The sequence below is a fragment of the Candidatus Sphingomonas phytovorans genome (assembly GCA_029202385.1).
Lineage (GTDB): Bacteria > Pseudomonadota > Alphaproteobacteria > Sphingomonadales > Sphingomonadaceae > Sphingomonas > Sphingomonas phytovorans.
In genome coordinates, this window is record CP119314.1 from 3,438,301 (window position 1) to 3,463,244 (window position 24,944).

The 24,944-nt window shown below is 66.0% G+C and carries 20 protein-coding genes; 7 read left to right on the forward strand and 13 right to left on the reverse strand.

Going from position 1 to position 24,944, the window contains the following annotated elements:
• Positions 1-110 precede the first annotated feature (110 nt).
• The gene (locus P0Y59_15790) at positions 111-260 is read left to right on the forward strand and encodes a lmo0937 family membrane protein (protein ID WEJ98400.1); all 150 of its coding nucleotides are present in this window, start codon (positions 111-113) and stop codon (positions 258-260) included.
• Between the two features lie 50 nt (positions 261-310).
• On the opposite strand, the gene P0Y59_15795 is transcribed toward P0Y59_15790, so the two are convergent.
• The 8 genes from P0Y59_15795 to P0Y59_15830 all read right to left on the reverse strand — a co-directional run bounded on the left by P0Y59_15795 (position 311) and on the right by P0Y59_15830 (position 11,677).
• Positions 311-1,093 (reverse strand): DNA-binding domain-containing protein, encoded by a 783-nt coding sequence (locus P0Y59_15795; protein ID WEJ98401.1) that lies wholly within the window; start codon positions 1,091-1,093, stop codon positions 311-313.
• Positions 1,093-1,971: a DUF692 domain-containing protein gene (locus tag P0Y59_15800; protein WEJ98402.1), complete on the reverse strand. Its 879-nt coding sequence runs from the start codon at positions 1,969-1,971 to the stop codon at positions 1,093-1,095. The genes P0Y59_15795 and P0Y59_15800 overlap by 1 nt, the downstream gene beginning before the upstream one ends.
• A gap of 268 nt (positions 1,972-2,239) precedes the next feature.
• Positions 2,240-4,312 carry a ferritin-like domain-containing protein gene (locus P0Y59_15805; GenBank protein WEJ98403.1) on the reverse strand — a complete coding sequence of 691 codons (2,073 nt, stop codon included), beginning with the start codon at positions 4,310-4,312 and terminating at the stop codon, positions 2,240-2,242.
• A 246-nt stretch (positions 4,313-4,558) separates the two neighbouring features.
• Positions 4,559-5,077 (reverse strand): hypothetical protein, encoded by a 519-nt coding sequence (locus P0Y59_15810; GenBank protein ID WEJ98404.1) that lies wholly within the window; start codon positions 5,075-5,077, stop codon positions 4,559-4,561.
• Positions 5,078-5,289: 212 nt separating this feature from the next.
• Complete coding sequence (locus tag P0Y59_15815; GenBank protein ID WEJ98405.1) at positions 5,290-5,724, reverse strand: SRPBCC family protein; 435 nt, start codon at positions 5,722-5,724, stop codon at positions 5,290-5,292.
• A 10-nt stretch (positions 5,725-5,734) separates the two neighbouring features.
• Entirely contained in the window at positions 5,735-6,790 is a 1,056-nt protein-coding gene (locus P0Y59_15820; protein ID WEJ98406.1) for a Rieske 2Fe-2S domain-containing protein, read from the reverse strand.
• An 11-nt stretch (positions 6,791-6,801) separates the two neighbouring features.
• Positions 6,802-8,862, reverse strand: coding sequence for a TonB-dependent receptor (locus tag P0Y59_15825; GenBank protein WEJ98407.1), 2,061 nt, complete (start codon positions 8,860-8,862; stop codon positions 6,802-6,804).
• Between the two features lie 115 nt (positions 8,863-8,977).
• On the reverse strand, positions 8,978-11,677 hold the full coding sequence (locus P0Y59_15830; protein ID WEJ98408.1) for a LuxR C-terminal-related transcriptional regulator: 2,700 nt from the start codon (positions 11,675-11,677) through the stop codon (positions 8,978-8,980).
• 72 nt (positions 11,678-11,749) lie between these two features.
• Here P0Y59_15830 and P0Y59_15835 point away from each other — a divergent pair, with 72 nt between their 5' ends.
• The gene (locus P0Y59_15835; protein ID WEJ98409.1) at positions 11,750-12,457 is read left to right on the forward strand and encodes a type 1 glutamine amidotransferase domain-containing protein; all 708 of its coding nucleotides are present in this window, start codon (positions 11,750-11,752) and stop codon (positions 12,455-12,457) included.
• Positions 12,458-12,551: 94 nt separating this feature from the next.
• The gene (locus P0Y59_15840; GenBank protein ID WEJ98410.1) at positions 12,552-13,325 is read left to right on the forward strand and encodes a TSUP family transporter; all 774 of its coding nucleotides are present in this window, start codon (positions 12,552-12,554) and stop codon (positions 13,323-13,325) included.
• Positions 13,326-13,403: 78 nt separating this feature from the next.
• On the opposite strand, the gene P0Y59_15845 is transcribed toward P0Y59_15840, so the two are convergent.
• Positions 13,404-15,827, reverse strand: a complete 2,424-nt coding sequence (locus P0Y59_15845; protein WEJ98411.1) for a TonB-dependent receptor — start codon at positions 15,825-15,827, stop codon at positions 13,404-13,406.
• Between the two features lie 322 nt (positions 15,828-16,149).
• On the opposite strand from P0Y59_15845, the gene P0Y59_15850 reads away from it, so the two are divergent.
• Positions 16,150-17,097 carry a diguanylate cyclase gene (locus tag P0Y59_15850; protein WEJ98412.1) on the forward strand — a complete coding sequence of 316 codons (948 nt, stop codon included), beginning with the start codon at positions 16,150-16,152 and terminating at the stop codon, positions 17,095-17,097.
• A gap of 26 nt (positions 17,098-17,123) precedes the next feature.
• Here P0Y59_15850 and P0Y59_15855 read toward each other — a convergent pair whose 3' ends face one another.
• The 4 genes from P0Y59_15855 to P0Y59_15870 form a co-directional block, all read right to left on the reverse strand.
• Positions 17,124-17,315, reverse strand: a complete 192-nt coding sequence (locus P0Y59_15855; GenBank protein WEJ98413.1) for a hypothetical protein — start codon at positions 17,313-17,315, stop codon at positions 17,124-17,126.
• A 125-nt stretch (positions 17,316-17,440) separates the two neighbouring features.
• Complete coding sequence (locus P0Y59_15860; protein WEJ98414.1) at positions 17,441-18,361, reverse strand: polysaccharide deacetylase family protein; 921 nt, start codon at positions 18,359-18,361, stop codon at positions 17,441-17,443.
• A gap of 24 nt (positions 18,362-18,385) precedes the next feature.
• Complete coding sequence (locus P0Y59_15865; GenBank protein ID WEJ98415.1) at positions 18,386-19,627, reverse strand: SGNH/GDSL hydrolase family protein; 1,242 nt, start codon at positions 19,625-19,627, stop codon at positions 18,386-18,388.
• Positions 19,628-19,793: 166 nt separating this feature from the next.
• Positions 19,794-21,350 carry a DUF389 domain-containing protein gene (locus P0Y59_15870; protein WEJ98416.1) on the reverse strand — a complete coding sequence of 519 codons (1,557 nt, stop codon included), beginning with the start codon at positions 21,348-21,350 and terminating at the stop codon, positions 19,794-19,796.
• A gap of 125 nt (positions 21,351-21,475) precedes the next feature.
• Between P0Y59_15870 and P0Y59_15875 the strand changes: the two genes are divergently transcribed.
• The 3 genes from P0Y59_15875 to P0Y59_15885 all read left to right on the forward strand — a co-directional run bounded on the left by P0Y59_15875 (position 21,476) and on the right by P0Y59_15885 (position 24,879).
• Positions 21,476-22,777, forward strand: coding sequence for a chloride channel protein (locus P0Y59_15875; GenBank protein WEJ98417.1), 1,302 nt, complete (start codon positions 21,476-21,478; stop codon positions 22,775-22,777).
• Positions 22,778-22,861: 84 nt separating this feature from the next.
• Positions 22,862-23,173, forward strand: coding sequence for a DUF485 domain-containing protein (locus tag P0Y59_15880; GenBank protein WEJ98418.1), 312 nt, complete (start codon positions 22,862-22,864; stop codon positions 23,171-23,173).
• A complete protein-coding gene (locus tag P0Y59_15885) occupies positions 23,170-24,879 on the forward strand; it encodes a cation acetate symporter (GenBank protein ID WEJ98419.1) in 1,710 nt (569 codons plus the stop codon). Before P0Y59_15880 ends, P0Y59_15885 begins: the two co-directional genes overlap by 4 nt.
• Positions 24,880-24,944 lie beyond the last annotated feature (65 nt).

Consider the following 24,944-nt stretch of genomic DNA (forward strand, 5'->3'; position numbering starts at 1 on the left):
GATGCCACCTAGGAAATCACGCGAGTTTCGACGGCCTGTGCGCGTGACCCACTGACCGGAACCGTAAGGTTGCGTGTTCGTTTCGTGGGTTCAATGAAAAGGACAATCCGATGTTAGGAACTATCGCCGCAATCCTGGTGGTCCTCTGGCTGCTCGGTTTCTTTGCCTTTCATGTCGCCGGCGGCCTGATCCACCTGCTGCTGGTCATTGCGGTAGTGATGGTCATCCTTCACTTCGTGACTGGCCGCCGCACGGTATAGCCGCAGCTCTTTCCGGCGGGACGCGATATCTGACAGCGCTGTCGATCGGATCAGGCGCCCGGCGCGACCAGGCCCTGCGCGATCGCGGCGGGGAGCCAGGCGGCCAAGCGCGGATCGTCCGAGGCCGAACGTGCAGCGACCGCCTCGTCGGGCAGATGCGCGAGCCAGTCATGTTGCCAGCCCTCCAGCCGGTGGCAGGCGACCCGATAGTCGATCCGCGATACCGCCATCAGCGACGGGGCAGCGAGGGGCAGACACGGCGGCTCGCCGCGATCGACGGCGACAAGCGTTTCGGTGAAGTCGAAGGGCAATTCAAGCAGCCGGACGCTGTCCGGGCGCCACCATGAATGGCCGAGACCAAGGCCGAGGATCGAGGCAATCACCGGATCGAAGCCGGTTGCCGTCGCGGCCGGCGTCCTGCCCTCGACGCCCCGCGCGCGATGGACTTCAGCCTGGGCCCGTTCGATCCTCGCCAGGGCGCCGGGGATCGCCTCGACCGTTTGCGGGGTGCCATCACCGGCCGGCCGGGCAGCGTCGAGATAGTCGGCGAAGTCCGCACCGAAATCGTACAGCGTGTAGGAGCACGACGGATGGGCAGCGATATAGCCCTGCGCGAACAGGCCGAAGGCCGTCGGGCCAGCGAGCGCGGACAGGACCGGATATTCAGTGCCGAGGCATTCGAGCAGGCGCAGGCGATAGCCCTGGGCGTAGATGCCGATCCGCATCTCGGCGGTCAGGCGGTTGTCGCCCAGGACATGATCGCGCGCGTCGGCCGCCTCGCCGTCGAGCATCGCCGCCTGCAGCCAGGCCTGGAGATCGGCGGTGCCCGCCATCAGGCGGCGACCCGGGCCATGCCAAGCCCCTCCCGCACCATCCTTGCATTGGCCAGTTCGGCGAGCAGCTCCTCGAAAGGCGGAATGTTCGCATCCCATTCAAGCAGGGTCGCGACCGGGCCGCAGCGTTCCCAGGCACGGGCATAAAGCGGCCAGACCGCATCGGGCACTGGGTGGTCATGCGTGTCGATCAGGTGCGTGCCATGGTCGCTCGGCCCGGCGAGGTGAATTTGCACGACATGATCCGCCGGCACCGCATCGATATAGGCGATCGGATCGAACGCCTGGTTGACCGCGCTGACATGCACATTGTTGACGTCGAGCAGCAGGCCGCAGCCGGTATCCTCGGCAAGGCGGCCGATGAATTCCCATTCGGGCATCCGGCTGGCGTGGAAGGCCAGATAGGTGCTGGGATTCTCCAGCACGATCGGGCGGCCGAGCACATCCTGCACCGCGCGCACCCGGCCGGCAGTGTGGGCAAGGCTCTGTTCGGTCAGCGGCATCGGCAGCAGGTCGTGGCTGTTGAGCCCGCCCACGCCAGTCCAGCAGAGATGGTCCGAGATCCATAGCGGCGAAACGCGCGCGGCGAGCGCCCTGAGCTTCGCCAGATAGGTCCGGTCCAGCGGCGCGGTGCTGCCGATCGACAGCGACACGCCGTGCATCACCACCGGGCGATGCATCGCGACATGCTCAAGCACGCGCATGCCATAGCCCTCGTTATCGAGATAGTTCTCCGAGATGATCTCGAACCAGCCGACACCCCAGTCCTCGGGCGGGGTGCGCATGAGGTGCGGATAATGCTCCTCACGCAGCCCGACCCCGTCGCCGGGATCCGGCAGGCCGAGGCGCGGCTGGACAGGAATGGGGGCGCGGTTCATCTCACGAATCGCTGACCGAGAGGTGGGAAGCCACATCCCGCACCCCCTTCCCGTCCCCGGCGGAGGCCGGGGACCAGTCGGGAAGGCGGCAATGGGCACGCGGTGCGCTCACCATCGGCGTCCCGGAGCCGGACCCCGGCCTCCGCCGGGGAAGATCGGAGAGAGGCTCCGCATCTCCAGCCATCGGCGCGCGCGCGGAACCGTGGCCCCCGGAACAAATCCGGGGTGACGGCGGCGAGCGGCGCGGGCGTCCCTGCACCATCGATCCTCAGGTCGAGGGCGGGAAAGCGAGGCGGATGTCGTTCGGCGCCTGATAGACCGGCTTGTCCCGCCCCATCTTCTCGGCGACGGCGGTGAAGGCCTTGAACGCGATATCCTCCACCTTGTCGCCCTTGTTGAACGGCAGGGTGCCGAACTTGGTCGGCTTGGCCGCGGCGAGCAGGTACAGGTCCATCGTGCCGCTGACCGGATAGATCTGGCAGGCCGAGATCGGCACCGCGCAGCCGCCGAAGCCGCCGCACTGGTTGTCGCTGGGCGCGGTGTAATGAGTCGCGGTCGGCGTCGGCGTCGGGGTGCCGCACAGCCCGCCCCTGGCGCGCACCGCCACCGCCGAACAACCTCCGCCCTGGGGCTTGCCGGGAGTCGGCTCCGGCGGCGCGGCAGCGCGCAGGCTCGAGCTGCAACCGCCACCACCGCCGCCCGCCGGCTGGACGAAGCCGCAGCCCCCCATGCCCTTGCACAGGTTCGACCCGCGACAGGTATGATAGACCTGGGTCAGCGCGCAGGCGTTGGTGCCGATGCCGCCCGGCGCGTTCAGATCCAGTCCCTGGCAGGTGTGGTTGACGATCCGCATGTTGGGCGCGGCCACGCCCTGGCTGAGATCGGGCGTTCGCCCCGTCGCTGCCCAGGCCGTCGCCATGCGGTCGCCCGACCCGGCCATCGAAGGATAGGGAAAGGAGACCGAGGCCCCCTTCGGGTTCCAATATTGGTCGAGCACCGTCGTCACGCCCTTGATCGCGCCGACCACCGCCTGGCTCAGAATCTGGTGGCTCTGCTCGCGGACATCCGGGGCATAGAGATTGTTGAGCGCTGTCGCGATCTGCTCAGGTGCCGGCAGGTCATAGGGGTTGTTGTCGGGATCGAAATCATGGGTGGTGAGGTCGGCCGCCGTCCAGTTGCCGGCCTTGCCTGCCTTGTCCCATGTCACGATGCCGCCGTCGCGCATCAGCCCGCGGACTTCCTTGAAGCGGGCGAAATGATCCTCCCCGTCATTGTCGAAACGCGCCGCCGCATCGCCCGAGGGGACCGGCTCGCCGGTATCCGAAAAGCTCGGATAGTCCGATTCCAGCGCATCCTTGTCGGAGCGGTAGCGGACCTCGACCGATTTGAGCAGCCCCGCCTCGTTGGCGATCTTCAGCCGCGCCTTGAGCGTCGCGCCCTCGCCCTGGTCGGTGATGGCGTTCATCATGTTGAGCGCCTGGCGGAAGGCGATGCCGCTGTCGGTGAGCGCGACCGTGGTTTCCACGCCCATATATTCGCGCATCGGATGGCCGGGGAAGCTGAAGTTGTTGAACAGGTCGTTCTGCTGCCCGTCCTGGTCGAACACATGGTCCCACAGGCACGATCCGTCATCGTAGCGGATCTGCAGATAGTCGCGGTAGCATTGGTACATATAGCCGATCGAGCCGAACCAGATATCGGCCGCCGCCGGATCAAAGTCGGGATCGCCGCGATCGAACGGGACCTTGGGGAAATATCTGCCCTTGTTGTGGATGATGTCGCGCTCGGCATCGTCCTGGGGCTGCTCGATCGCGAGGAACAGCTCGATGCGATCCTCGTCGAGCGGGCCGACATCGACCTTCACCCCGGCATAGGTCGAGGTGTCGCGCAGGTCGACGATCGTCGGGATCGCGGTCAGATCCGGGCCATAGCAGGTCCAGCCATTGTTCCTGTCCTGCAGCGCCGGATCAGTGAAGCTGGGGGTGTGGCCGATCGCGGTGGCGATGTTGGCCGCCATCTGAAGATGAAGCATCTCCTGGATGAAGATCGAGAAGATGACGTTGAAGGCCCGCTTGTTGCCCCAGCCGGGCTTGTCCTTGGGCGTATCGGTGAAGGCCGCTGCCTTGGCGCCGGGCCAGATCCGTCCCTTGTAGAAATCATTGCCCTTGCCGGTGATCGGGTGGAAGCCCTCGATCGAATAGAGCGTCGTCATGTAGAGCGGGATGGTGAACAGTTCGACATTCACCGCGGCCTGCGCGATCCAGCGCACGACGCGCTTGTCGGTTTCGACCATGGTCACATCGCGCGCCGACAATTCGCCGCTGGCGTGGGTAAGATGCATGCTGTCCCCCTTACGAAGAAAGTGCTTCGTTCTTGCAGAGACGAGGTTTTCATCGCGAGAGAAAGCGCGTCAATTGATTGAAATAGCAACGAAAATGGTGGCATTTCGATAAGTGCCCCGATTTCCTCGGGAAAGGGGATTTGGGGCACCGGGATTATGCCGGATTCGGTTCCATCTCCCGGATTTGTCGTTGCGCCGGAAGAGCCCAGGACACGATCAGCTATCGCGGGCTACGACGCGGCGACCCTAATGCCCTCCGGTATTGGTGGCCCAAACGATATTGCCCTGCATGTTCTTTATCACGACGTTGCCATCGTTCTGCACCGACAGCGTCGCGCAATGACTGCTCCAGGTCCCGGAACTCCAGATAGCCCCGCTGGGGCCGTAGAGAACGAGATTGCCGTCACTTTGAAAAGCGGCGACGTTCGCCCCGGTGCCAACCGTGTTCGTCGCCCACCCCAGCGGCACCCAGCCTGATCCGAGATCGCCATAGACAACCAGGTTGCCATCGGATTGCATGCGGAACATGACCTTCCCGTTGGGAGACAGGATGCTGGTTTCCACTGCAAGGCTTTGGTCGACACGCTGGTGGGAATAACGCTTCCGGTTGCTTGCCGCGTCATATTGATAGGTCGTCAGTTCACCAGCGTTCGGGGCCGCTTCGCACACTGACACCAGTCGGCCTATGGCATCGTATGAATAAGAGATTTTGGTGGCATCGGCCGATGCGGGCGAAACAGACCAGAGCGCGGTAAACGCGATCATCATCCGAATCCTCGTCCCGCTTACCCGCACCAGTCGAACCGTTCGAAGCAGCATCATCACCCTCCCGCGTATAGGGTAGAGCAGCACCGATGATGCGACATTGCAAGAACGGGAAGTACGAGAACGGGAGTAAACGCGACCTGACAGACCGAGAATCATCCGGATATCCGTTGACCGCTCACGCACTCAAATGACGGCCCGGACATTCGGCCTCAGATGTTCAGCGCTGCCTCCAGATTGGCGACGTACATCTCGATATTGCCGCGCGACAGGACGCAGAGTTCCTCCGCCCGGTCGGGGTCGAGCGGGAAGAAATGGGTGCGCAGGACGAAGATGCACGCATCGGCCCCGGCCGGGGTGACCGTGATCCTGCCGCCATAATCGGCCCAGGGTAGCGGACCATAGTCGACCATGTCATAGGCGATCGCCCGCTCCGTCTCGTCGAGCTCGATCAGCCGCTCCACCACCGAGCCGCCGCCGATCGCCGGATCGAGATGATAGGTGCGCCGCGCACCGATGCCGGTGCCGACCGTTTCGACGCGGTCGACATAACCACGCGTCAGGACGTCGCCGGAAAAATCCCCGACGAATGCCCAGACCGCGTCGGCCGGCGCCTGTATGCGCCGTGCGATTTCAACCGTTTCCATCGGCCGCCCCCTATCGGATGAAGTCGGCGCCGGGATGCGCGCGGGGGTAGGATTTGAGATAATCGACGAAGCGACCAAGCGCCTTGTCGCTGCGCGTGAACATGCCGCGGGTGAAGCGGATCGTGTTGAGGATGTCGACATCCTGATCGAGGACGTCCATCTCCAGCTTCTGCGCGAAATCGAGCGTCTCCTGCACCCGGCGATCATCCTCGGGCGTGCCGTTCGACTTGCGGGTTGCGATGACGACATAGCTGCGCAGCGTGCCGGGCCGGTGGATGCCGCAGGGGTAGAGGAAGGCGAACCATTCGCCGTTCACGCTGCCCATCTGGTAGAAGATGTTCGTCCCGCGAATGCCGACCTCATAGGCGATCTTCGCGCCCGTCTCGCGGAAGGTGCCGCTGAGCTGATAGTCATAGCCGTGCGGGTGCCAGACGATGTCCCCGCTCGGGTCGGCCTTGTCCAGCGTGATGCCATGGACGATGTTGATATGGTTGAAGTCCGACGTGTTGCACATGAACACCCAGGGATCGGCCAGCAGGTCGATGATCGGGATCTCGCTGTGGAAGCTCAGTTCCTCGTCGGGAAAACCAAGGGTCGGCAGGTCGAACAGCGGCTCGGTCCCGTTGAATGCCCAGATCAGGCCGAACCGTTCCTGCACCGGATAGCGGAACAGCTTCATCCCTTCCACGACGCGGTCGTTGCTGCCGGTCCGGCTGCACCGGCCGCTCAGGCTGAACTCCCAGTGATGGAAGGCGCAGACGAGCTGGTCGCCCGCCACCTTGCCGATCGACAGGTCGGCGCCATTATGCGGGCAATAGGCGCTGACGACATTGGCGACGCCATCCTCGGTCCGATAGACCGCCACCCGGCCGTCGAGGAAGTTGCGCCCGAGCACCGCGCCCGGCGCCACGTCGCTCGACCGGCACAGCGGAAACCAGGTCTGCGTGAAAAGGTCGTTATCGCCTTCATAGGTCATGCCCCGCCCATGGCGGCGGCGATCGACCAGCTGCGTGGCCGCAAGGTCGCCATTGAAGAAATCTTCGAGATCGTTCGTCTTGGTCGGCATGGGACGTCCCGTCAGAAATTGAGGGTGGCGGAAACACCGTAGCGCCGGGACGCGCCGGGATAGCGGATGTCGGAAGCGCCGGCCGAGAACTCCTTGGCGAAGAATTCCTCGGTATAGCGTTCCTTGAGCAGGTTGGTGGCGTAGAGCGCGATCGAGTAGCGCTTCGTCTCCCAGGCCAGCCGGGCATTCACCAGATGGACGGCATCCTGCTTGTCGACATTGTCGATGTGCCAGTAATTGCCTGACTTCCCGGAATAATCGATTCGCGCGACGATGCCGTCGGCGCCGACCGGCACCCGATATTGGCTGAACAGCGTATAGGACCAGCGATAGGTGAGCGGCACCCTGTTGCCACGGAACTGGGCCGTGCCGTTGAAATCCTTTATCTTCGTATCGATGAAGCCGAGCGACGCGCCGAGCTGGACGTTGCGGGAAGGTCGCGCCTGCGCCTCAAGCTCGAAGCCGTAGATATCGGTCTTGGCGACGTTGACGATACCCTGGTCGGCGACGTTCAGGATGAAGACCTGCTGGTTGCGATACTTCATGTAGAAGGCAGCGGCGTTGAGCGTCAGGCGCCGGTCGAGCAGGCTGTTCTTGGTCCCGAACTCAAGCGTGTCGGCCACTTCGGGCCGGTAGATCGCCGGGAAGACCGCGTTGGGCGGGTTGAAGCCGCCGCTGCGGAAGCCGCGTGCCGCCGTCGCGTACACCATGTTGTCGGGCGAGAAGGAATATTTGACCGACAGCTTGGGCTGCCATTCGTCGAATGTCGCCTCGCGCTTCGGCCCCGGCATAAGCCGGTTGGTCTGCTCGCGCGTGTCATGATCGTAGCGCAGCGCGCCGGTCAGTTCGAGGGCGTCGGTAACGCTGTAGTTGACCTGGCCATAGACTGCCTTGGTCAGGATATCCTCAGTCGCGCGGGCGGCCGGGAACGGGATATAGGCCGAGGCCGGCAGGCGCGACGCGGTCGGATCGGGCGAGACGAGCACGACCGTGTCGACCCGGCGCCTGGCGTCGAGCAGATAGGCGCCCGCCGTCCAGCGCAGCTTCTGCGTCGACGGCGACGCCAGGCGGAATTCCTGGCTGAAACTTTCGTAGCGGCGGAGCTGGGTCGCGCCGAGGATCGATTTGGGGGTCCAGTCGAGATCCTCGCTCAGGTCGATCCTGGTGTTGTTGAACGCGCTGATCGAGCTCAGGGTGAACGGGCCGAAGGCGTAGTCGACCTTGAGCGAGGCGTCGGTCACCTTGCGCGGGCTCCTGCCCAGGAAATCGTTCTGGATCGGGATGCTGGTGTTGTTCGGCTGGCCGTCTGGCAGCGGGATATACCAGGATGCGCCGCCCTTGAGGTCGCCATGGGCGCCGCGCAGATCGACCGTGAGCCGATCGGTCGGGGTGAGCAGCAGCCGGCCGCGCAGGTTGATGTCCTCGACGAAATCGACCTTGCGGTTCAGCGTCACGTTGTTGAAGACGCCGTCGAACTTGCGATAATCGCCCGCGACGCGGAACAGCAGCAGATCTGGCACCAGCGCGCCGCTCACCGTTCCCGAAACCCGGCGATCATTGCCATTGGCATAATCGAGCGAGACCCGGCCCTGCAGGTCGTTGGTCGGGCGCTTGGTGGTGATGTTGATCGCGCCGCCGATCGCGTTCCGCCCATAGAGCGCGCCCTGCGGTCCCTTCAGCACCTCGATCTGCTCCAAGTCGAACAGCGCCTGCTTGATCATGTCGGTCGAGGTCATCTGGACGCCGTCGATGACCAGCGCGACCGGCGCCTCGCCGTTGCGGACCTGGCCGATGCCGCGGATGTTGATGGCCACGGTGCCGGCGTCCTGCGCATCGACCATCGAGATGTTCGGCACCAGGCTGGTGACGTCGTCGATGCTGCGGATGCCGGCTTCCTCGATCGCCCTGGCCGAGAAGGCAGTGACTGAATCCGGCACCTGCTGCAGGCTTTCCGACCGCTGCCGCGCCGTGACGACGATATCGTTGCCGTCGGTTTCCTGCGCCTCGGCGGCGGTGCCGAACAGGCAGGCCGAACCGAGCAGACCTGCCAGCAAACGCGTCCCGACCTTCATCAATACTCCCCTTTTTGATCACCCATGATCGTCGCGCCGGTCTTTGACCTGTGCGCTGTGACCAAGGCTATCGCCGGGATCGTCGCTGCGTATATCGGGAGAAAAGGTGGACCCGTCAGATCAGCCTGAGGCTCCTTGCCGCGGAGATCGCGCGCGACCGGGTCGCCACGTTGAGCTTGCGGTAGATGTTGATCCGGTGAGTCTTGATCGTGCTTTCGGCGACGCCAAGGCTGCGCGCCATCTCCTTGCTCGACATGCCGTCGGCAAGCGCGCGCAGCACATCCACCTCGCGCGGCGTGACGATGATATCGCTGGCCGCCGGGGGGATGGCCATGGCGCCCTTGCGCGCGGCCGGACTGTTCTGCCTCAGGCGCGCCACCACCGTGCGCTGTGCCGGTTCGAAAAGGTGGAGAGCCTCTTCGCAGGCATCGATGACGATCGGCAGCAATGCCCCGAACTGGGAGACGAGGCCGATCAGCCCCTCATTCTCCGCCGCCTCCAGCGCGAGACGGAAGGCGTGCGCGCTGTCGACCCGCCGCCCCTCCCCGGCCAGCGCCGCCGCGCGGAGGATGTGCATCTCGATGTCGAGCCCGACCGAACCGGCTTCCGCGATATCGGCCTCGAGCCCGGCCATCATCGACGCGTCGCGCCCGCCGCGCTGGAGGATACAGGCAAGCAGCGCGACGCGGTGGTCGCAGGACAGCCGCTGGTCGCGCTGGCGAAAGGCGTCCGGCGGTGCGCCCAGTTCCTCGAGAAGCTGCCCCGCCTGGTCGGCGCGGCCCATGCTGAGCAGCATGCGCGCGCGAATGAGCTGGAGCTGGTAGCGCAGGCGCGGCAGATTGCGCCGGTCGGCCGTCTCGCCGCCGCGCTGGAGGATCTGTTCGGCCTGCACCAGATCGCCGGTGCGCACCGCGAACCAGGCCTGGGTTGCATAGGCCGCCACGAATACCTCGTGCCAGCCCTCCGTCGCCTCGATGACGGGAAGCGCGGATTCGAGCAGTTCGGTCGCCGTCGACAGATTGCCCGAGAGATAAAGGGTATAGGCAAGCAGCGCGATCGCCACCGCGACCTGGGCGCTGCCTTCGCCGAACTGGCGCTTCGCGTGCTCGAAGCATCGGCGGAAGAACAGCTCCGCCTCGCGCCGCCGGCCGGTGCGCATATGGGAGAGGCCCAGATACTGATAGGCATAGACCTCGAGCAGCGGAAGCTGGTGGAGGCGGGCAAGCTTCAGCACCTTCTCGCCATGCACCCGGCACCAGAGATCGTCGCCCCGATCGAAGCTGGCAAGGCAGCAGAGATGATGGAGCAGCACCCGCAAAGCGGGGTCATGCGCCTCATTGGCAAGCTGGCGTTCGAGGAAGGGCGCATAGTCGGCCGGGAAGGGCCGGTCTTCGTAGATGCGCGTGACGAGATCGTTGCAGATCATCTCGCAGGCAAGGCCCGGATCGGTGGCCTCCACCGCGCGCAACGGCCGCGCCTCGATCAGCGTGTCCAGCAGCGCCCGCGCCTCGACCAGCCGGCCATGCTGCGCGGCATAATAGGCCTGGCCGAGCGTCACCCGCGGGAAATCGCCGGGCGTCGTCTGGTCGATGTCGTCGAGATGGCGCAGCAGCGCCAGCCCGCCGCGGATCGCCATGCGCCAGCCGCCCGCCGCCTCGATGATGCCGAGCGACGCCTCCCGATCGGAGATGCGCGCCGCATGGGCAAGCGCCTCCGGCATCAGGTTCTGCGCGGCAAACCAGGACGCCGCGCGACGGTGCAGCTCGTCGAGCCGCGCCTGGCCGCTCCGCGCGAGCGTGTCGTAGAGGAATTCGCGCAGCAGCGGATGGAATCCGTACCACACGCCCTCGTCGTCCAGCGGCGCGAGAAGCAGGTTCTGGCGGCGCATCTGGTCGAGCATCAGCGCGCTGTCGTCGCGGCCCGAGATCGCGTCCCCCAACCCCTCGCAGATCCGCTGGGCGATCGAGGTTTCGAGCAGGAATTGCTGCGTGTCTGCCGACAGGCCGGAAAAGACCTGCTCGGCGAGATAGTCGGCCAGGTCGGTCGAGCGCCGGGTCAGGTGTTCGAGCGTATCGACCTGGCTGCGGCCCGCCAGCCACAGGCGCAGCAGCTGGAGTGCCGCCGGCCAGCCCTGGGTCCGTTCGATCAGCTCGCCCCAGTCGACCTTGCCCGATTGCTCGCTGAGGAAGGAAAGCGCCTCGCTGTCGGAAAAGCGGATGTCGCTCTGTTCAAGCAGCAGCAACTGGCCGCGCACCCTCAGGCTCGCCAGGGCGATGTCGGGCAGGCCGCGCTGCGCCATGATGATCGCCGCGTGATTGGGCATCCGCTCGATCACATAGTCGAGGAAGCGGTTGGTCGGCGGGGACGCGATCCGGTGATAATCGTCGATGATCAGCCTGACCGGCTCCTCGCTTGCCTCAAGCGCGAGGACGATCGCCCGCGCGGCCGCCTCCGCCGCGATGCCGGGCAGCCCGGCATCGATCGCTTCCTGCGAATAGGGCAGCGGAAGGCCCGCGCGGTGAAGCGCCGCCATGAGATAGGCGAAGAACTGGTCGGCCTCGAATTTGGAATCATCGACGCTGTACCATGCCACCGCGACCTCCTCGCGCCGCCACCGGGCATGGCACTGGCTCAACAGGGTGGTCTTGCCGTACCCGGCCGGCGCCGACACCACGGTCAGATGCCGGGTCGCGCAGGTGATCTGCCCGACCAGCGCCTCGCGCCACAAGAGATCGATCGATCTGTTCGGCGGCGCCAGTTTCGTCCGGATGAGCATCGCCGGATAATGCCACAACAGGCGCGCGCTCCTATCCACCTAATTGGTGGATTGTGCGCGAACGCGGCGGCCGCCACCCGATTGGGCTCGATTTTCCAAAGGCAGGTGGCAATGACCAAGACGATCCTTTTCGTGCTCACCGCACACAGCCAGCTTGGCGATACCGGGGCCGCGACCGGCGTCTGGCTGGAGGAGCTGGCGACCCCCTATCAGCTGCTCGACCGGGCCGGATTCGACATCCTGTTCGGCACGCCCGGCGGCCGACCCGCACCGCTCGACCCTGCCAGCCTTGAGGAGCCGTGGCTGCTGCCGGGCGGACACTGGTTCCTTGGCCAGGACGATCTGGTCGCAAGGCTCGCCGCGCCGCTCGACCTCGCCGATGTTGACGCGGCTCGGCTCGATGCCATTTTCCTTGTCGGTGGCACGGGAACCCTGTGGGACTTCCCCGCCTGCCATCCGCTCGGAGCACTCGCCACCAGCCTGATCGCGCAGGACAAGCCGGTGGCCGCGATCTGCCACGGCGTCGTCGGCCTGATGACGGCCATCGCCGCCGATGGTTCGCCGCTCGTCAACGGCAAGGCGCTGACCTGCTTCAGTAACGCCGAGGAGGCAGTGCTCGGATACGACACGCTCGTCCCGCTGCTCGCTGAAACGGCGCTGGTCGACCAGGGCGCGCTCTACCGCCGCGCCGCGCCGTTCGAACCGATGGTGATCCAGCATGGCAGGCTCATCACCGGCCAGAATCCGGCCAGCGCCGAACCGCTTGCCGAGGCACTCCTCAGGCAGTTGAGCGATGCACCGGAGGGATCGGCGGCATAGGCTCGCCACGTTCGGCGCCCCCCTGTTCGCAAACCGCCGGATTAAAGTAGCGGGAAGGCTTTGCCGGGCGGTCGAACCGCGCTAGCGGGCCGGTGTGCAGTTGACCGTCGATGCAATCCTCTTTCTTGTCGCCATCGCCTTTGTCGCCGGTGCCATCGATGCGCTGGCCGGCGGCGGCGGGCTGCTGACGATTCCAGCGCTGATGGCGGCCGGCGTACCGCCGGTTGCCGCGCTGGCGACCAACAAGCTCCAGAGCACCATCGGCACATCGTCCGCATTCCTGACATTCCTGCGGGCGGGCAAGGTCGATCTGCGGCTTTTCCTGATCCCCGCCGCCGGGGCGTTCATCGGCTCCGTCGCCGGGGCGACGGCCGTGCAATATATCGACCCTTCGCTCCTGTCGGCGTTCGTGCCGGTCCTGCTGGTCGCGATGGGCCTCTACTTCCTCCTGGCCCCGCCAATGAGCGAGGTCGATCGCCATGCCCGCATGGGGCGGCTTGGGCTTACCGTCGTCACCACCGGCATCGGATTCTATGACGGTTTCTTCGGCCCCGGCACCGGCTCGTTCCTGACCACCGCGCTGGTCGCCCTCGGGGGCCTTGGTCTCGTGCGCGCGATCGCGAATACGAAGTTCATCAACCTGGCGACCAATGTCGCCGGCCTCTCCGCCATGATCGTGGGCGGCAAGGTGCTGTGGCTGCTCGGGTTCGGGATGGCGGCGGCGAATGTCGCCGGCAACCAGGTCGGCGCCCGGCTTGCCATTCGATTTGGCGGCCGGGGTGTTCGCCCGCTCCTCGTCGTCATGTCGTTCGCGCTGACCGTCAAGCTGTTGTCGGACCCGCGCAACCCGTTGTGGAGCCTGTTCTAGTCGCTACCCGGCCGAGCCGGCCGACACCTGGCAAGGCCAAGGGCCGCACCGTCGGCTGACGGCGCGGCCCGGCTTCCATCAGAACCCGACGCTCACCGTCCCGAACACCTGGCGCGGCGCCAGCGGGAAGGCATTGTAGGTGTTGGTCGGCTGAGCGATGCTCAGCGTCGACGCGCCCTTCTTGTCGGTGATGTTGGTCACGTTCAGGCTCACCCCGATTCGCTTCACGAACGCGCCGTTCGACAGCGGGATCGAGGCGCCGATGCGGCCGGCCAGGGTGAAATAGCCTGGGACCGACAGGTCGTTGGTGAAGGTCGCATAGCGCTTGCCGAGATAGTCGCCGACCAGTTGCACGTCGAAGATGCCGTAATTGGCGGAGACCACCGTCTTGTTGAGCATGTCGGGCGAGCCCGGCACGTTCTTGCCCGCCGTCGGCACCAGCGTCTGCGCGATGCCGACCCGGTAATTGTCCTGGAAGCGCGAATGGTTGAACGACAGCGCGTTGTAGATCGAGAAATGCTCGCCGAAGCGCAGCGTGCCCGCGATGTCGATGCCGTCGGTCTTCACGCCGCCGACATTCTGCAGGATCGCAGCACCGCTGGCGATCGAGGTGATCACCGTGGTCGGGCTGATCGCGAGCAGGCGGTTGCTGAAATCGACGTGATAATAGCTGATCTGCCCTTCGAAGCCGGTGATCGGCCCGAACTGGAACGACCGCCGGGTGCGCGCGCCGATTTCATAAGTCCAGCTCGTCTCCGGCTTCACCGTCGCCTTGAAATCGTCGAACACCTGCTGGCTGCCCAGCGCGAAGGGAGAAAGGCCGCTGGCCGCGCTCGTCTGGAACTGGCGGATGTTCTGCTGCGCGTTGACGAAGATCTGCTCGCTGCCGCTCACTTCCCACAGGGCGCCGACCTGCGGCAGGAACGCCTTGTCGGTGTTGAGCTTGCCCACGGGCAACGCGGTCGACCCGGTGAAGGATCCGGGGATCGGCTGCACCGGCACCGCCTGTTTCGCGCGCTGGAACGTGCTCTTGAAGCCGGCGATGACCGTCAGATTGGGCAGGATCTTCCAGCTGTCCTGAAGATGCGTCTGGATCTCGTCGACGCGCACTTCGCTGCCATATTGGGTGATTTGCGGCGCGGCGAGATCGAGCGGCCGCGTATAGGGCGAGCTCGGGTTCTTGACGTCGAGCGCATACCAGCGGCGATAGGCGGACGAGCTCTGATGCTCGTACCAGCCGCCGAGTTCGATCTGATGATTGCCGAGGTTCAGCTGCAAGGTCGAGAGCAGGCCCTCGCGATCGATGCGATATTCGGTCGTGCGCGTGGCAAGGCCCGAACCGCCGAACTGGGTGCTGAGCTGCGCCGCGGTCAGCGTTGGGAAATATTTCGCGAACAGGCCCGGCAGGCCAGCCACGTCGATCGGCCCGGCGACCACGCCGACGCCGTCATTGTGATGATAATAGGCCTGGTTCGACCAGACGATCTTGTCGCTGACGTTCCAGTCATATTTGATGTAGCCGAGATAGTCGGTGCGCTGCGCGTCGCTGTAATAATTGCGGTAATTATCGACCGCGGCCTTGTATGCGCCGGAGCTCAGATAGGTCTGCATACCCGCGAAATCGGGATAGAAGAATGGGCGTGTATAGGGGACCTTATCGGGGGTTTCGCCCTTTGAGATGTTGATCACCGTCGCGTCCTCGTTCGGCTCGGTCTTGTCCGAATAGGCGCCGTAGATGGTCAGCTTGCCGGTCGAGTCCTCGTGCACGAACTTGCCGTTCGCCTGGTATCCGCCCTGCTTGCCGTTGAAGTCCCAGGCCCGCGCGTCCTGGCGCACGCCGGAGAGATACAGCGAATTGCCGTTGCCGAACGTGCCGCTGTCGACGCGGACGAAAGTGCGGAAGGTTGAATAGCTGCCGATCGTCTGGTCGATCGTCGCGCCCATCTGCGCCTTGGGATCGCTCGAGAAGGTGTCGATCGTGCCGCCCAGATTGCTGGTCGATGCAGTGCCGAGATCGCCCGAGCCCGAAGCGAGCGTCACGCGTCCGACATTCTCGGAGATGATCGCGCGCTGCGGCGACAGGCCGTTATAATTGCCATAGGTCTGGTCGCCGAGCGGAACGCCGTCGAGCGTATAGCCGAGCTGCGATGCGCTGAAGCCATGAACGAACAGCGAGATATTCTGTTCGTTGTTGCCCCAGGGATCGGCGGTCAGGAACGTGACGCCGGGCAGGGTCTGGATCGCCTTCAACGGGCTGACGCCGGGCAGGATCTTCTGGATCTCGACGCCCGTGACCTGGGTGACCGATCGCGTGGTGCGCCCGGTGACGACGATGTCGTCATTGGCCGTGCCGGGTTCAGCCGGCGTTTCCGCGTCGGCGGCCGGCGTCGCGGCGGCCACGGTGCTGGCGGGCGTCGCATCTTCGCTGGCCCAGGCCGGCATGGCGGCCAGGACCGCCGCGGAAGCCGCTCCGGTGAGCAGGCACGTAACCGATTTGCGCATCGTGTTTCCCCAATTTGGCGGCCCGCTCTTCAGGGCCGCTCGATGCGCGGCGCGTACGGGCTGTCCAAGACGTCCCGGGGACGGTTTTGCTACAGTTTTAATTTATATGCCGCGCTGCAGCAGAGAAGCGCCGGACGCCCCGCGCAGGCGTGCGTTCCGCGCCGGCTATCGCGCGAATTCCGTAGCCCGGCGCCCCTTCCGAATAAACGACATCGAGCGTGCCGATTTCTTCGAATCCTTACTCTCCATTAAGGACTTCCGTTTAGCTTGATGCTATGAAGGGCTCGTGCAGTAGAGGCGGTGTGCGGCGGGGAACCGCGCAGTGAGCCTCGAATGGATCCGCCAGGCGCAGCATGCCGGCATCGAGCAAGGGGCAGGATCGGGGGATCTGCTCGATTGCGCCATGGCGCTGGCGGGGGTCGGCGCCTGGTGTTGCGACCTGGCGGACGACACGCTGCACTGGACATCCGGTACCTATGACCTGTTCGGGCTGCCGCGCGGCGCCAGGATCGACCGGCGCGATACCGTCTCCATGTACAGCGAGGAATCGCGGGCGAATATGGAGCGCCTGCGCGCCAATGCGATCGCGCGCCGCCAGCCCTTCACGCTCGACGCGCGGATCGTCCGCGCCGACGGCGCGGAACGCTGGATGCGGCTAACCGCCAACGTGGCCTGTAACGGGCACCGGCCTGTCCGGCTCTACGGCCTGAAACAGGATATCACCGAGGACAAGGCCCGGCTCGAGACGATGCGGCGGATCGCCGAGCAGGACCCGCTGACCGGCCTCGCCAATCGCCAGCTCTTCCAGAGCCGCTTCCTCGATTGCGCGGCGCCGATGACGCCGCTTGGCGCGCTGATCCTGTTCGACATCGACGGGTTCAAGCAGATCAACGACCGGTACGGCCATGCGGGCGGCGACGCCTGCCTGGAATCGGTGGCTGACCGGTTGTGCGCCGGATTCAGCGATGCGCTGATGGTGGCGCGGATCGGCGGCGACGAGTTCGCCGTGCTGACCAGGCCAGGAAATCCCCATACGCCCTTGCACCAACAGGTCGAACACAGGCTGACTCACCTGTCGATGCCGATCCCGTGGGGCGGCCAGCTGCTACACCTGAGCGCCTCGGCGGGCATCGCGGAAGCGCGCGATCCCTATGGATTCGACGCCGATGCATTGTTCGCCGCGGCCGATGCGGCGCTCTATGCCGCCAAGCATGCGGGGCGCAACCGGGTACGCCGGGCCCTACCCGAGATGGCCCGCGCCTTCATGTGACAAGGCGCGCACGGGCCCGTCCCGCCTCAGCGGCTGCCCGTCGCGATCGGCAGGTCAATCTTTACTGCATGAGTCTTGATCGGCATGAACAGGATGAAGCCGGCGCAAACCGCGCCGAACAAGCCCATCGCACGCTCGCCCCGGCGAAAATCGCGTACCGCCTGGCAGATGCAATAGACCGCGATCACCAGCATCGCCAAAAACCAGATCGGCCCCATCAGCATTCCCCCAAAATATGGCGTCTCGCTGCTTAGCATGGCACGATCCGGCGGCGGGCCCGCATAATTCGAAGGCGCCGGGCCGCCCGCCATCGGCCGCGAGCGCGCCCGTGGCGGAGGACCTGTTATTTGCAGATCGCTTCCAGCTCCGGGCCGTAGTCGTGGCGCTCCGGCACCGGCAAGCCTTTCGCCTGGAGCCGGGACTCCGGCCGCCCGGGGGCGTCCGGTTCACGGGGGTCCATATAGCCCTTGTACCACGGATCGCGCTGCGCCCGCTCAAGCGTCACGAACGTGAAGCCGCGGTGTTTGTAGAGGTCGATGAGCCGCGGCAACATCACCGCGTCAAGCGCGCCGACATGCATCAGCAGCACATAGGGGATGTCGCGTCCAAGCAGCGATTTGAAGACAGTGCGTCCATAAGTGATGCTGTCGTCGGCGGCGGCGAGATAGCTCTTTTTCAGCCAGGCAATCGCCTTATCATCCTTCCTCGCGACGCAGCGGGCATAGGGCGCGTTCCACATATAATCGCCGAAGCTCATCGTGACGCCGGCGATGCGATAGCCGCGATCGGCGAGCAGCCTGCGCACGGTCACCTTCTTCTCCGGCGTCTCGCCCTCCGACAGATTGGGATAGCGGAACCAGTGCCAGTCCCGTCCCTTCATCCGGTCGGCGACGACGCCCTCGCCCTTGATCACGTCCTGCTCGAACTCGGCCGCGCTGTGCGTCGCGAGGTTCATATGCGACCAGGCATGGTTGCCGAGCGGCAAACCGGCGGCGCGCCAACGGTCGAGCATCATGGTCGATTCAGGCTCCTCCACGGTGCGCGCGCCATTGACGAAGCCATAGACCGGGGGGAGCTTCGCCGCCTTCCATGCAGCGATGATCCTGTCCCCGATCTCGACACGGGTCATGCCCTCGGGCAGCGCGCTGTGGGAAGGAAGGTCGTCCCAGGTGAAGGCGATCTCCTGCGCCTGCGCCGTTCCTACAGCGGAGAGACAGGCGGCCAGCGCAACGAGGGCCGCCCGCCTCTTTTCAGGTCGTGTCATGCGGAAGTCTCCAGAAAGGCGGGATCAGCGGAACAGGTTCAGGTCGATCGCCTCGCCCATCGCGCGATAGCCCGCATCGCCGGGGTGGAGCGCGTCGCCGCTGTCATAGGCCTTGGCCATGCGTAGCGGATCGGCCTTGTCGGCGACGGCCCGGTCGAAATCGATCACCCCGTCGAAATTGCCTGGCGCGCGTATCCATGTGTTGACCGCGACGCGCACGGCGTCTCCTTCCGCCGCATAATAACCGGCGCCCTTGTAAGGCAGCACGGTCGCACCGATCACCTTGATGCCGCGATCATGCGCGCGATCGATCATCTGGCGATAGGCGCCCGTGATATCGGCCACGGTCGGCGGCGCGCTGGCGGCGCCCTTCGCGCTGCCGATATCGTTGATGCCTTCGAGGATCACGACATAGCGAACGCCGGGCACCGACAATATGTCGCGGTCGAACCGCGCCAGCGCAGCCGGCCCGGCCCCGGTCTTGAGCAGCCGATTGCCCGAAATGCCCGCATTGGCCACCGCGAGGCCGTTCTTGCCCGCCTTGTCCAGCCGCTCCGCCAGCACGTCAGGCCAGCGGCGGTCGGTGTCCTTGCTGGAAGCGGCGCCATCAGTGATCGAATCGCCGATCGTCACGATCGTGCCGGTGGCCGGACCACCCGCCACATCGATCGCGGTGAGGAGATAGCGCATCGTGCTGGTCGCCCCGCCTGGTGCCAGCACGGGGGCCGATGCCTGGTTGCCCGGGACGATCCGCGTCGTCGCCACGCCGAGTTGATGGACCGAAAGATGGGCAGTGTCGCCCGGGACATGAATGCTGACCACGATCCGGGCCAGCGGCGCGACCTTCAACGCGACCGGATCGCTGATCAGCGGCGCACCGGCCGGAATGACGGGCGAGGCACTACCGCCAAAGGTCACGGCGCGATCGGTGCCGGCAACGATCCCCCCGTCCGGGCCGGCCAGCGCAACATGAACCGCGCCGACCGGCAGGGGCGCCGTCCCCATTTCGTTGGAGAGCCGCAACCGCAGGATCGTGCCGCCGGCGGAGAGGCGTGCTGTCATGCGATAGGTGGCGTCGGCGGAAAGAGGTGGCGCCGGCTGTGGCGGTGAAACTGGCTGGCCCGGCCGCGCCACAGGCGCCGGCATCTCCATCGGCACCGCTTGCCAGCTTCGCGTCCAGACCCGGCGAGCCTGCGCCCCGGCAGCGATCGGTTGAAGCAGCAACGCCGTCGCTGCGAGCGACAAATAGAGCCGGTAGCCTCTCACCATCTTCTCCTGGGCAATGTTGCCGTCGCCTTCGGGCGATCGGTTCCTGTCCCCGCCTCTTCAGTGGAAGCGGGTCAAGATACCGCTACCATAGCGAATGCGGCGCATAGCTCAATCGGCGCATTCGCCGCGACGTCGTCGACAGATCGACGCGTGCCGCGCGCTATCATCGCCCCGCCACGTCGCCGGGCGCGAGCGCGAAGGCGGTTCCCGCCGCACGGGCCGGCACGGCCCGGACATTCTGTGTCCGCAACAGCGCCGCGATGGCCAGGGCGCGGCGCTGAATCAGGCTCGGCCTGGCAGGATCGGCATCTTCGGGCAGCCCCGGCACCGCGAGCGCGGCGATATTCCAGCGTGTCGCTTCCCAGGCCGACAACAGGACCGCCTCACGCGCTGCATCGTCCAGGCTATCGGAATCGCCACTGAAACGGATCTGCGGGAAACCACCGAACGGCGGGACAAGGACAATCTGCCAGCCCTTGGCGGACTCGGCCAGCCGCTCCTCCAGCGCGCGATAGGTTGCCGACGTGGCGCCGGGCAACGCGTTCGCCCGTGCCGTCGCACGGTGATGGTCGCGATCGATCGTCACCTCGTCGAATGCGACGCCCGCACCGATCGCCACCAGGGTCGCGATCCTCCGCGCCTCCGCATTTTCCGCGTCACTTGCCGTCAGGACGCGCTGGATTTCAGCACGCTGCGCCTCGATCGTGCCGGCGCCGGGATCGAGCAGCACCTGATCGACCTGCAGGCTGACCGGCCGCCCGAGCCGGTCCGACAATGCCGTTTGCAACGGCGCGTTGGCGATGGCAGCCGCGCGCGGCGCGATGACGACCGAGCGCACCAGCAACGGATCGCTGTCGAAATCGATATCGAGCTGGGTCACCCGCGCTTTCTCGCCGAACCGGTCGGAGAGGAAGGCACGTACCTGCGTCGCCGTCACCGCCTCGCCCGCGATCCGGCTGAGCGAGAAGCCGAGCGGTATCGCCATGGCGACGAATACCAGCAGCAGGACGATGGTCTGCGCCCAGCTCTGCTGGCTGGAGAGGCGATGGCCGAAACCGTAGAAACGGGCCATCACCGTCGCTGACAGGGCGATGGTGATGAAATTGGTGACGAACAGCGCGAAGGCACCGCCCAGCACCGGCATGTTCCAGGTCGCCAGACCATAGCCGACCACGGCGAGCGGGGGCATCAGCGCGGTCGCGATGGCGACGCCGACGATCGTCTCGCCCTTGCCCCGGATGACCGCGAAGGAACCGGCCAGCGCCGCGAACAGCGCGACCAGCAGGTCGAACAGGTTCGGCCTGGTCCGCGCCAGGATTTCCGCCGTCGGCGCCTTGAGCGGCGAGAGCAGGACGAGCAGCGCGGTGAAGGCAACCGCCAGGGCGGTGCCGATCGCCAGCGCGATCAACGCACGCCGCGCCTCCGCCAGGTCGAACAGGGCCAGCGCGAACCCCAGGCCGAGGATCGGGCTCATCAGCGGCGAGATCAGCATCGCGCCGATCACCACTGCGGGCGACGAGAGCAGCAGGCCAAGCACCGCGATCCCGGCCGACATGGTGATCATGAAGGCGTAGCGCGGCGACCAGCCACTCTCCTCTTCGATGCGCGTCTTTACTTCGGCGTGATCAACCGATCCGACGACGGCGCGGCGCCACCAGCGATAGAGCACGGTGCGTTGCCAGCGGTGTTCAGCCGCCGGATACGATTGGGCGATCGCCATCGCTACATCTCCCACTGCGCCCTCAGGCCGAAGTGGCGGCATTAGGAGCCTTTTGCGACCACGTGCAAATCCCGTGCTGCAATGACACGATGGCGCGAAACGGCCGGGAGGGATAGGACATCGCCATGAGGCTTCCCCTGAACAGGCGCTGGCGCGTGCTGCTGCGGCGTCACGGCCCGGCGTCAGCGGTATGGCGGCGGCGGATCGCGATGGGCACCGGCGCGGTCTCGATCGGCCTCGCCGCGTTGCTGTTCGCCAGGCTTGCCGACGCAGCCAGCAGCCTGTTCGGCGGCATGGCCCGCGACCATTGGTGGCTGCCGCTGATCCTGACGCCTGCCGGTTTCGTGCTGATCGTCTGGCTGACCCGGCGGATTGCCCCGGAAGCCGCTGGATCGGGCATTCCGCAGGTGATCGCGGCGGCACAGGATCCCGCGCGCGCCGGGCGCCTGCTGATCTCGCTGAAGGCGGCGTTGCTCAAGGGTGTCTTCACCGTCGCGGCGCTGCTGTGCGGCGCCTCTGTCGGCCGCGAAGGGCCGACGGTGCAGATCTCGGCGGCGATCCTCAACTGGCACAGCCGGCTGTTCCGCGCGCCGATCAGGGCGTCGATGATCATCGCGGGCGGCGCGGCTGGCGTGGCGGCCGCGTTCAACACGCCGCTGGCTGGCGTCACCTTCGCGATCGAGGAACTGGCCGACGCCTATGAACAGCGCGTCGCGCTGCTGGTGATGACCACGATCCTGATCGCGGGCATCGTCAGCCTTGGGCTGGCGGGCGACTATGTCTATTTCGGCGCGGTCGGCGAGACGATGAAGGTCGGCGGCGCCCTGCAGGTCGCTCCCGTCGCCGGCGTGCTGGGTGGCCTGTCCGGTGGGCTGTTCGCCCGGGCGATGCTGGGCATCGGCCCGGCGCGCGACCGCTGGATTCCGTTCCTGAAGGGCCGGCCGGTGGCCTGGGCGCTGCTGTGCGGCACGATCGTGGCCGTCGTCGGCGTCGCGACCGGCCTGACCTGGGGCACCGGCTATGCCCCGGCGCGCGCGATCATCGACGGCACCAACGCGCCCTATTGGTTCGGTCCCGCGAAGTTCGCCACGACCCTGGCGACCGCCGCATCCGGGCTGCCCGGCGGCATCTTCGCGCCGTCGCTCGCCACCGGGGCGGGGCTCGGCGCGCTGCTCCGGCCGATGTTTCCCGGCGATCCGGGCGGCGCCGTCGTCCTGCTCGGCATGGTCGCCTATTTCACCGGCGTGGTCCGCGCGCCGCTGACCGCAGTGATCATCATCGTCGAGGCAACGGCGAGCCGCGGCCTGATCCTGCCGCTGTTCCTCGCCGCGCTGATCGCGCATGCGGTGTCGGCCCTGGTGTGCAAGGAACGGCTCTATCACGGGCTCGCCCGCCCCTGGCGCACCGCGCTTGGGGCAAGGACCTGACCACCAGTCCAATTGCGGTCTTGCATCGCGTCGGTGATTGGGCTTGGTAACGCTACCGCCAACGAGCGGCAGGGGGAGAGTGCGATGGCTGATTCAGAACGTCTGGCGCGCGTGGCGGCCGACCCGCGATATCTCGCGCTGACGCGCCGGCGCGGGCGTTTCACCTGGACGCTGACCTGCATCATGCTGGTCGCCTATTTCGGCTTCATCCTGCTGATCGCCTTCGACAAGAGCGCGCTCGCCGCGCCGATCGGATCGGGCGTGACGTCGATCGGCATTCCGATCGGGCTCGGCGTGATCCTGCTCGCGATCGGGCTGACCGGCCTTTATGTGCGCCGCGCCAATCGCGACTATGACGCGCTGGTGCAGAGCCTGGTCGAGAGTGAAGGCGAATGAAGCTCGCCCGCGCCGTCGCGCTTCTCTCCGCCGCCCTGCTGATCGCCACTCCCGCCCTCGCCGACGGCGTCGCCGGGCAGACGGTGCGGCAGGCGACAAACTGGACCGCGATCGTCCTGTTCGCGGCCTTCGCGATCCTGACGCTCGGTATCACCCGCTGGGCAGCGCGGCGGACGCGGACCGCATCCGATTTCTACACGGCGGGCGGTGGCATCACCGGGTTCCAGAACGGCCTCGCCATCGCGGGCGACTATATGTCGGCCGCCTCGTTCCTCGGCATTTCGGCGCAGATTTTCGCCGATGGCTATGACGGGCTGATCTATTCGATCGGCTTCCTGGTCGGCTGGCCGATCATCCTGTTCCTGATGGCGGAACGGCTGCGCAATCTCGGCCGCTACACTTTTGCCGATGTCGCCTCGTTCCGCTTCGCGCAGACGCCGGTGCGCACCTTCGCGGCAATCTCCACCCTGGTCGTCGTGCTGTTCTACCTGATCGCGCAGATGGTCGGCGCGGGGCAGCTCATCAAATTGCTGTTCGGGCTGGACTATGCCTATGCCGTGATCATCGTCGGCGTGCTGATGATGCTCTATGTTCTGTTCGGCGGGATGACCGCGACCACCTGGGTACAGATCATCAAGGCAGTGCTGCTGCTCGGCTGCGCCAGCTTCATGGCGTTCATGGTGATGGCACGGTTCGGCTTCTCGCCCGAGGCGCTGTTCGCCCGCGCGGTCCAGGTGAAGACCGATCTCGCCGCGATGACCGGCCAGGTCACGCCCGCCGAAGCGGCGGAGCGCGGGCGATCGATCATGGGGCCGGGCAATTTCATCAAGGACCCGGTCTCGGCCATCTCGTTCGGCATGGCGCTGATGTTCGGCACCGCCGGCCTGCCGCATATCCTGATGCGCTTCTTCACCGTGCCCGACGCCAGGGCGGCGCGCAGCTCGGTGCTGTGGGCGACGGGATGGATCGGCTATTTCTATCTGCTGACCTTCATCATCGGCTTCGGCGCGATCGTGCTGGTGTCGACCGATCCGGGTTATCTCGACTCGACCGGCGCGCTGCGCGGCGGCGGCAACATGGCGGCGATCCATCTTGCACAGGCGATCGGGGGGAACATCTTCCTCGGCTTCGTCTCGGCGGTGGCGTTCGCGACGATCCTGGCGGTGGTGGCCGGGCTGACCCTGTCGGGCGCGTCGGCGGTGAGTCATGATCTTTACGCAACGGTGTTCCGCAAGGGCCAGGCCGATTCAGCCGCCGAGCTGCGCGTGTCGCGGCGCACCGTGCTGGTGCTCGCGGTGGTGGCGATCCTGCTCGGCATATTGTTCGAAAAGCAGAATGTCGCCTTCATGGTCAGCCTCGCCTTTGCCCTGGCGGCGTCGGGCAATTTCCCGGTGCTGCTGTTGTCGCTGCTGTGGAAAGGCTGCACGACGCGGGGCGTGGTGATCGGCGGATCGATCGGGTTGCTGACCGCGCTGGTGCTGACGATCCTGTCGCCGGCGATCTGGGTGGCGATCCTGCATCACGACAAGGCGATCTTCCCCTATTCGTCACCCGCCATCTTCTCCGTGCCGCTTGCCTTCTTCACCATCTGGCTGGTGTCGAAACTCGACACGTCGCCACGCGCCACGGTGGACCGGGACGCGTATCTGGAGCAGCGGGTGCGGTCGGAAACCGGGATCGGCGCGGCGGGTGCATCGGCGCACTGACGCCGACGCGGATCGCACGTCGAGCCCGGTGACGATCTCTCGCCATCGCGCCGATCGTCCGATAC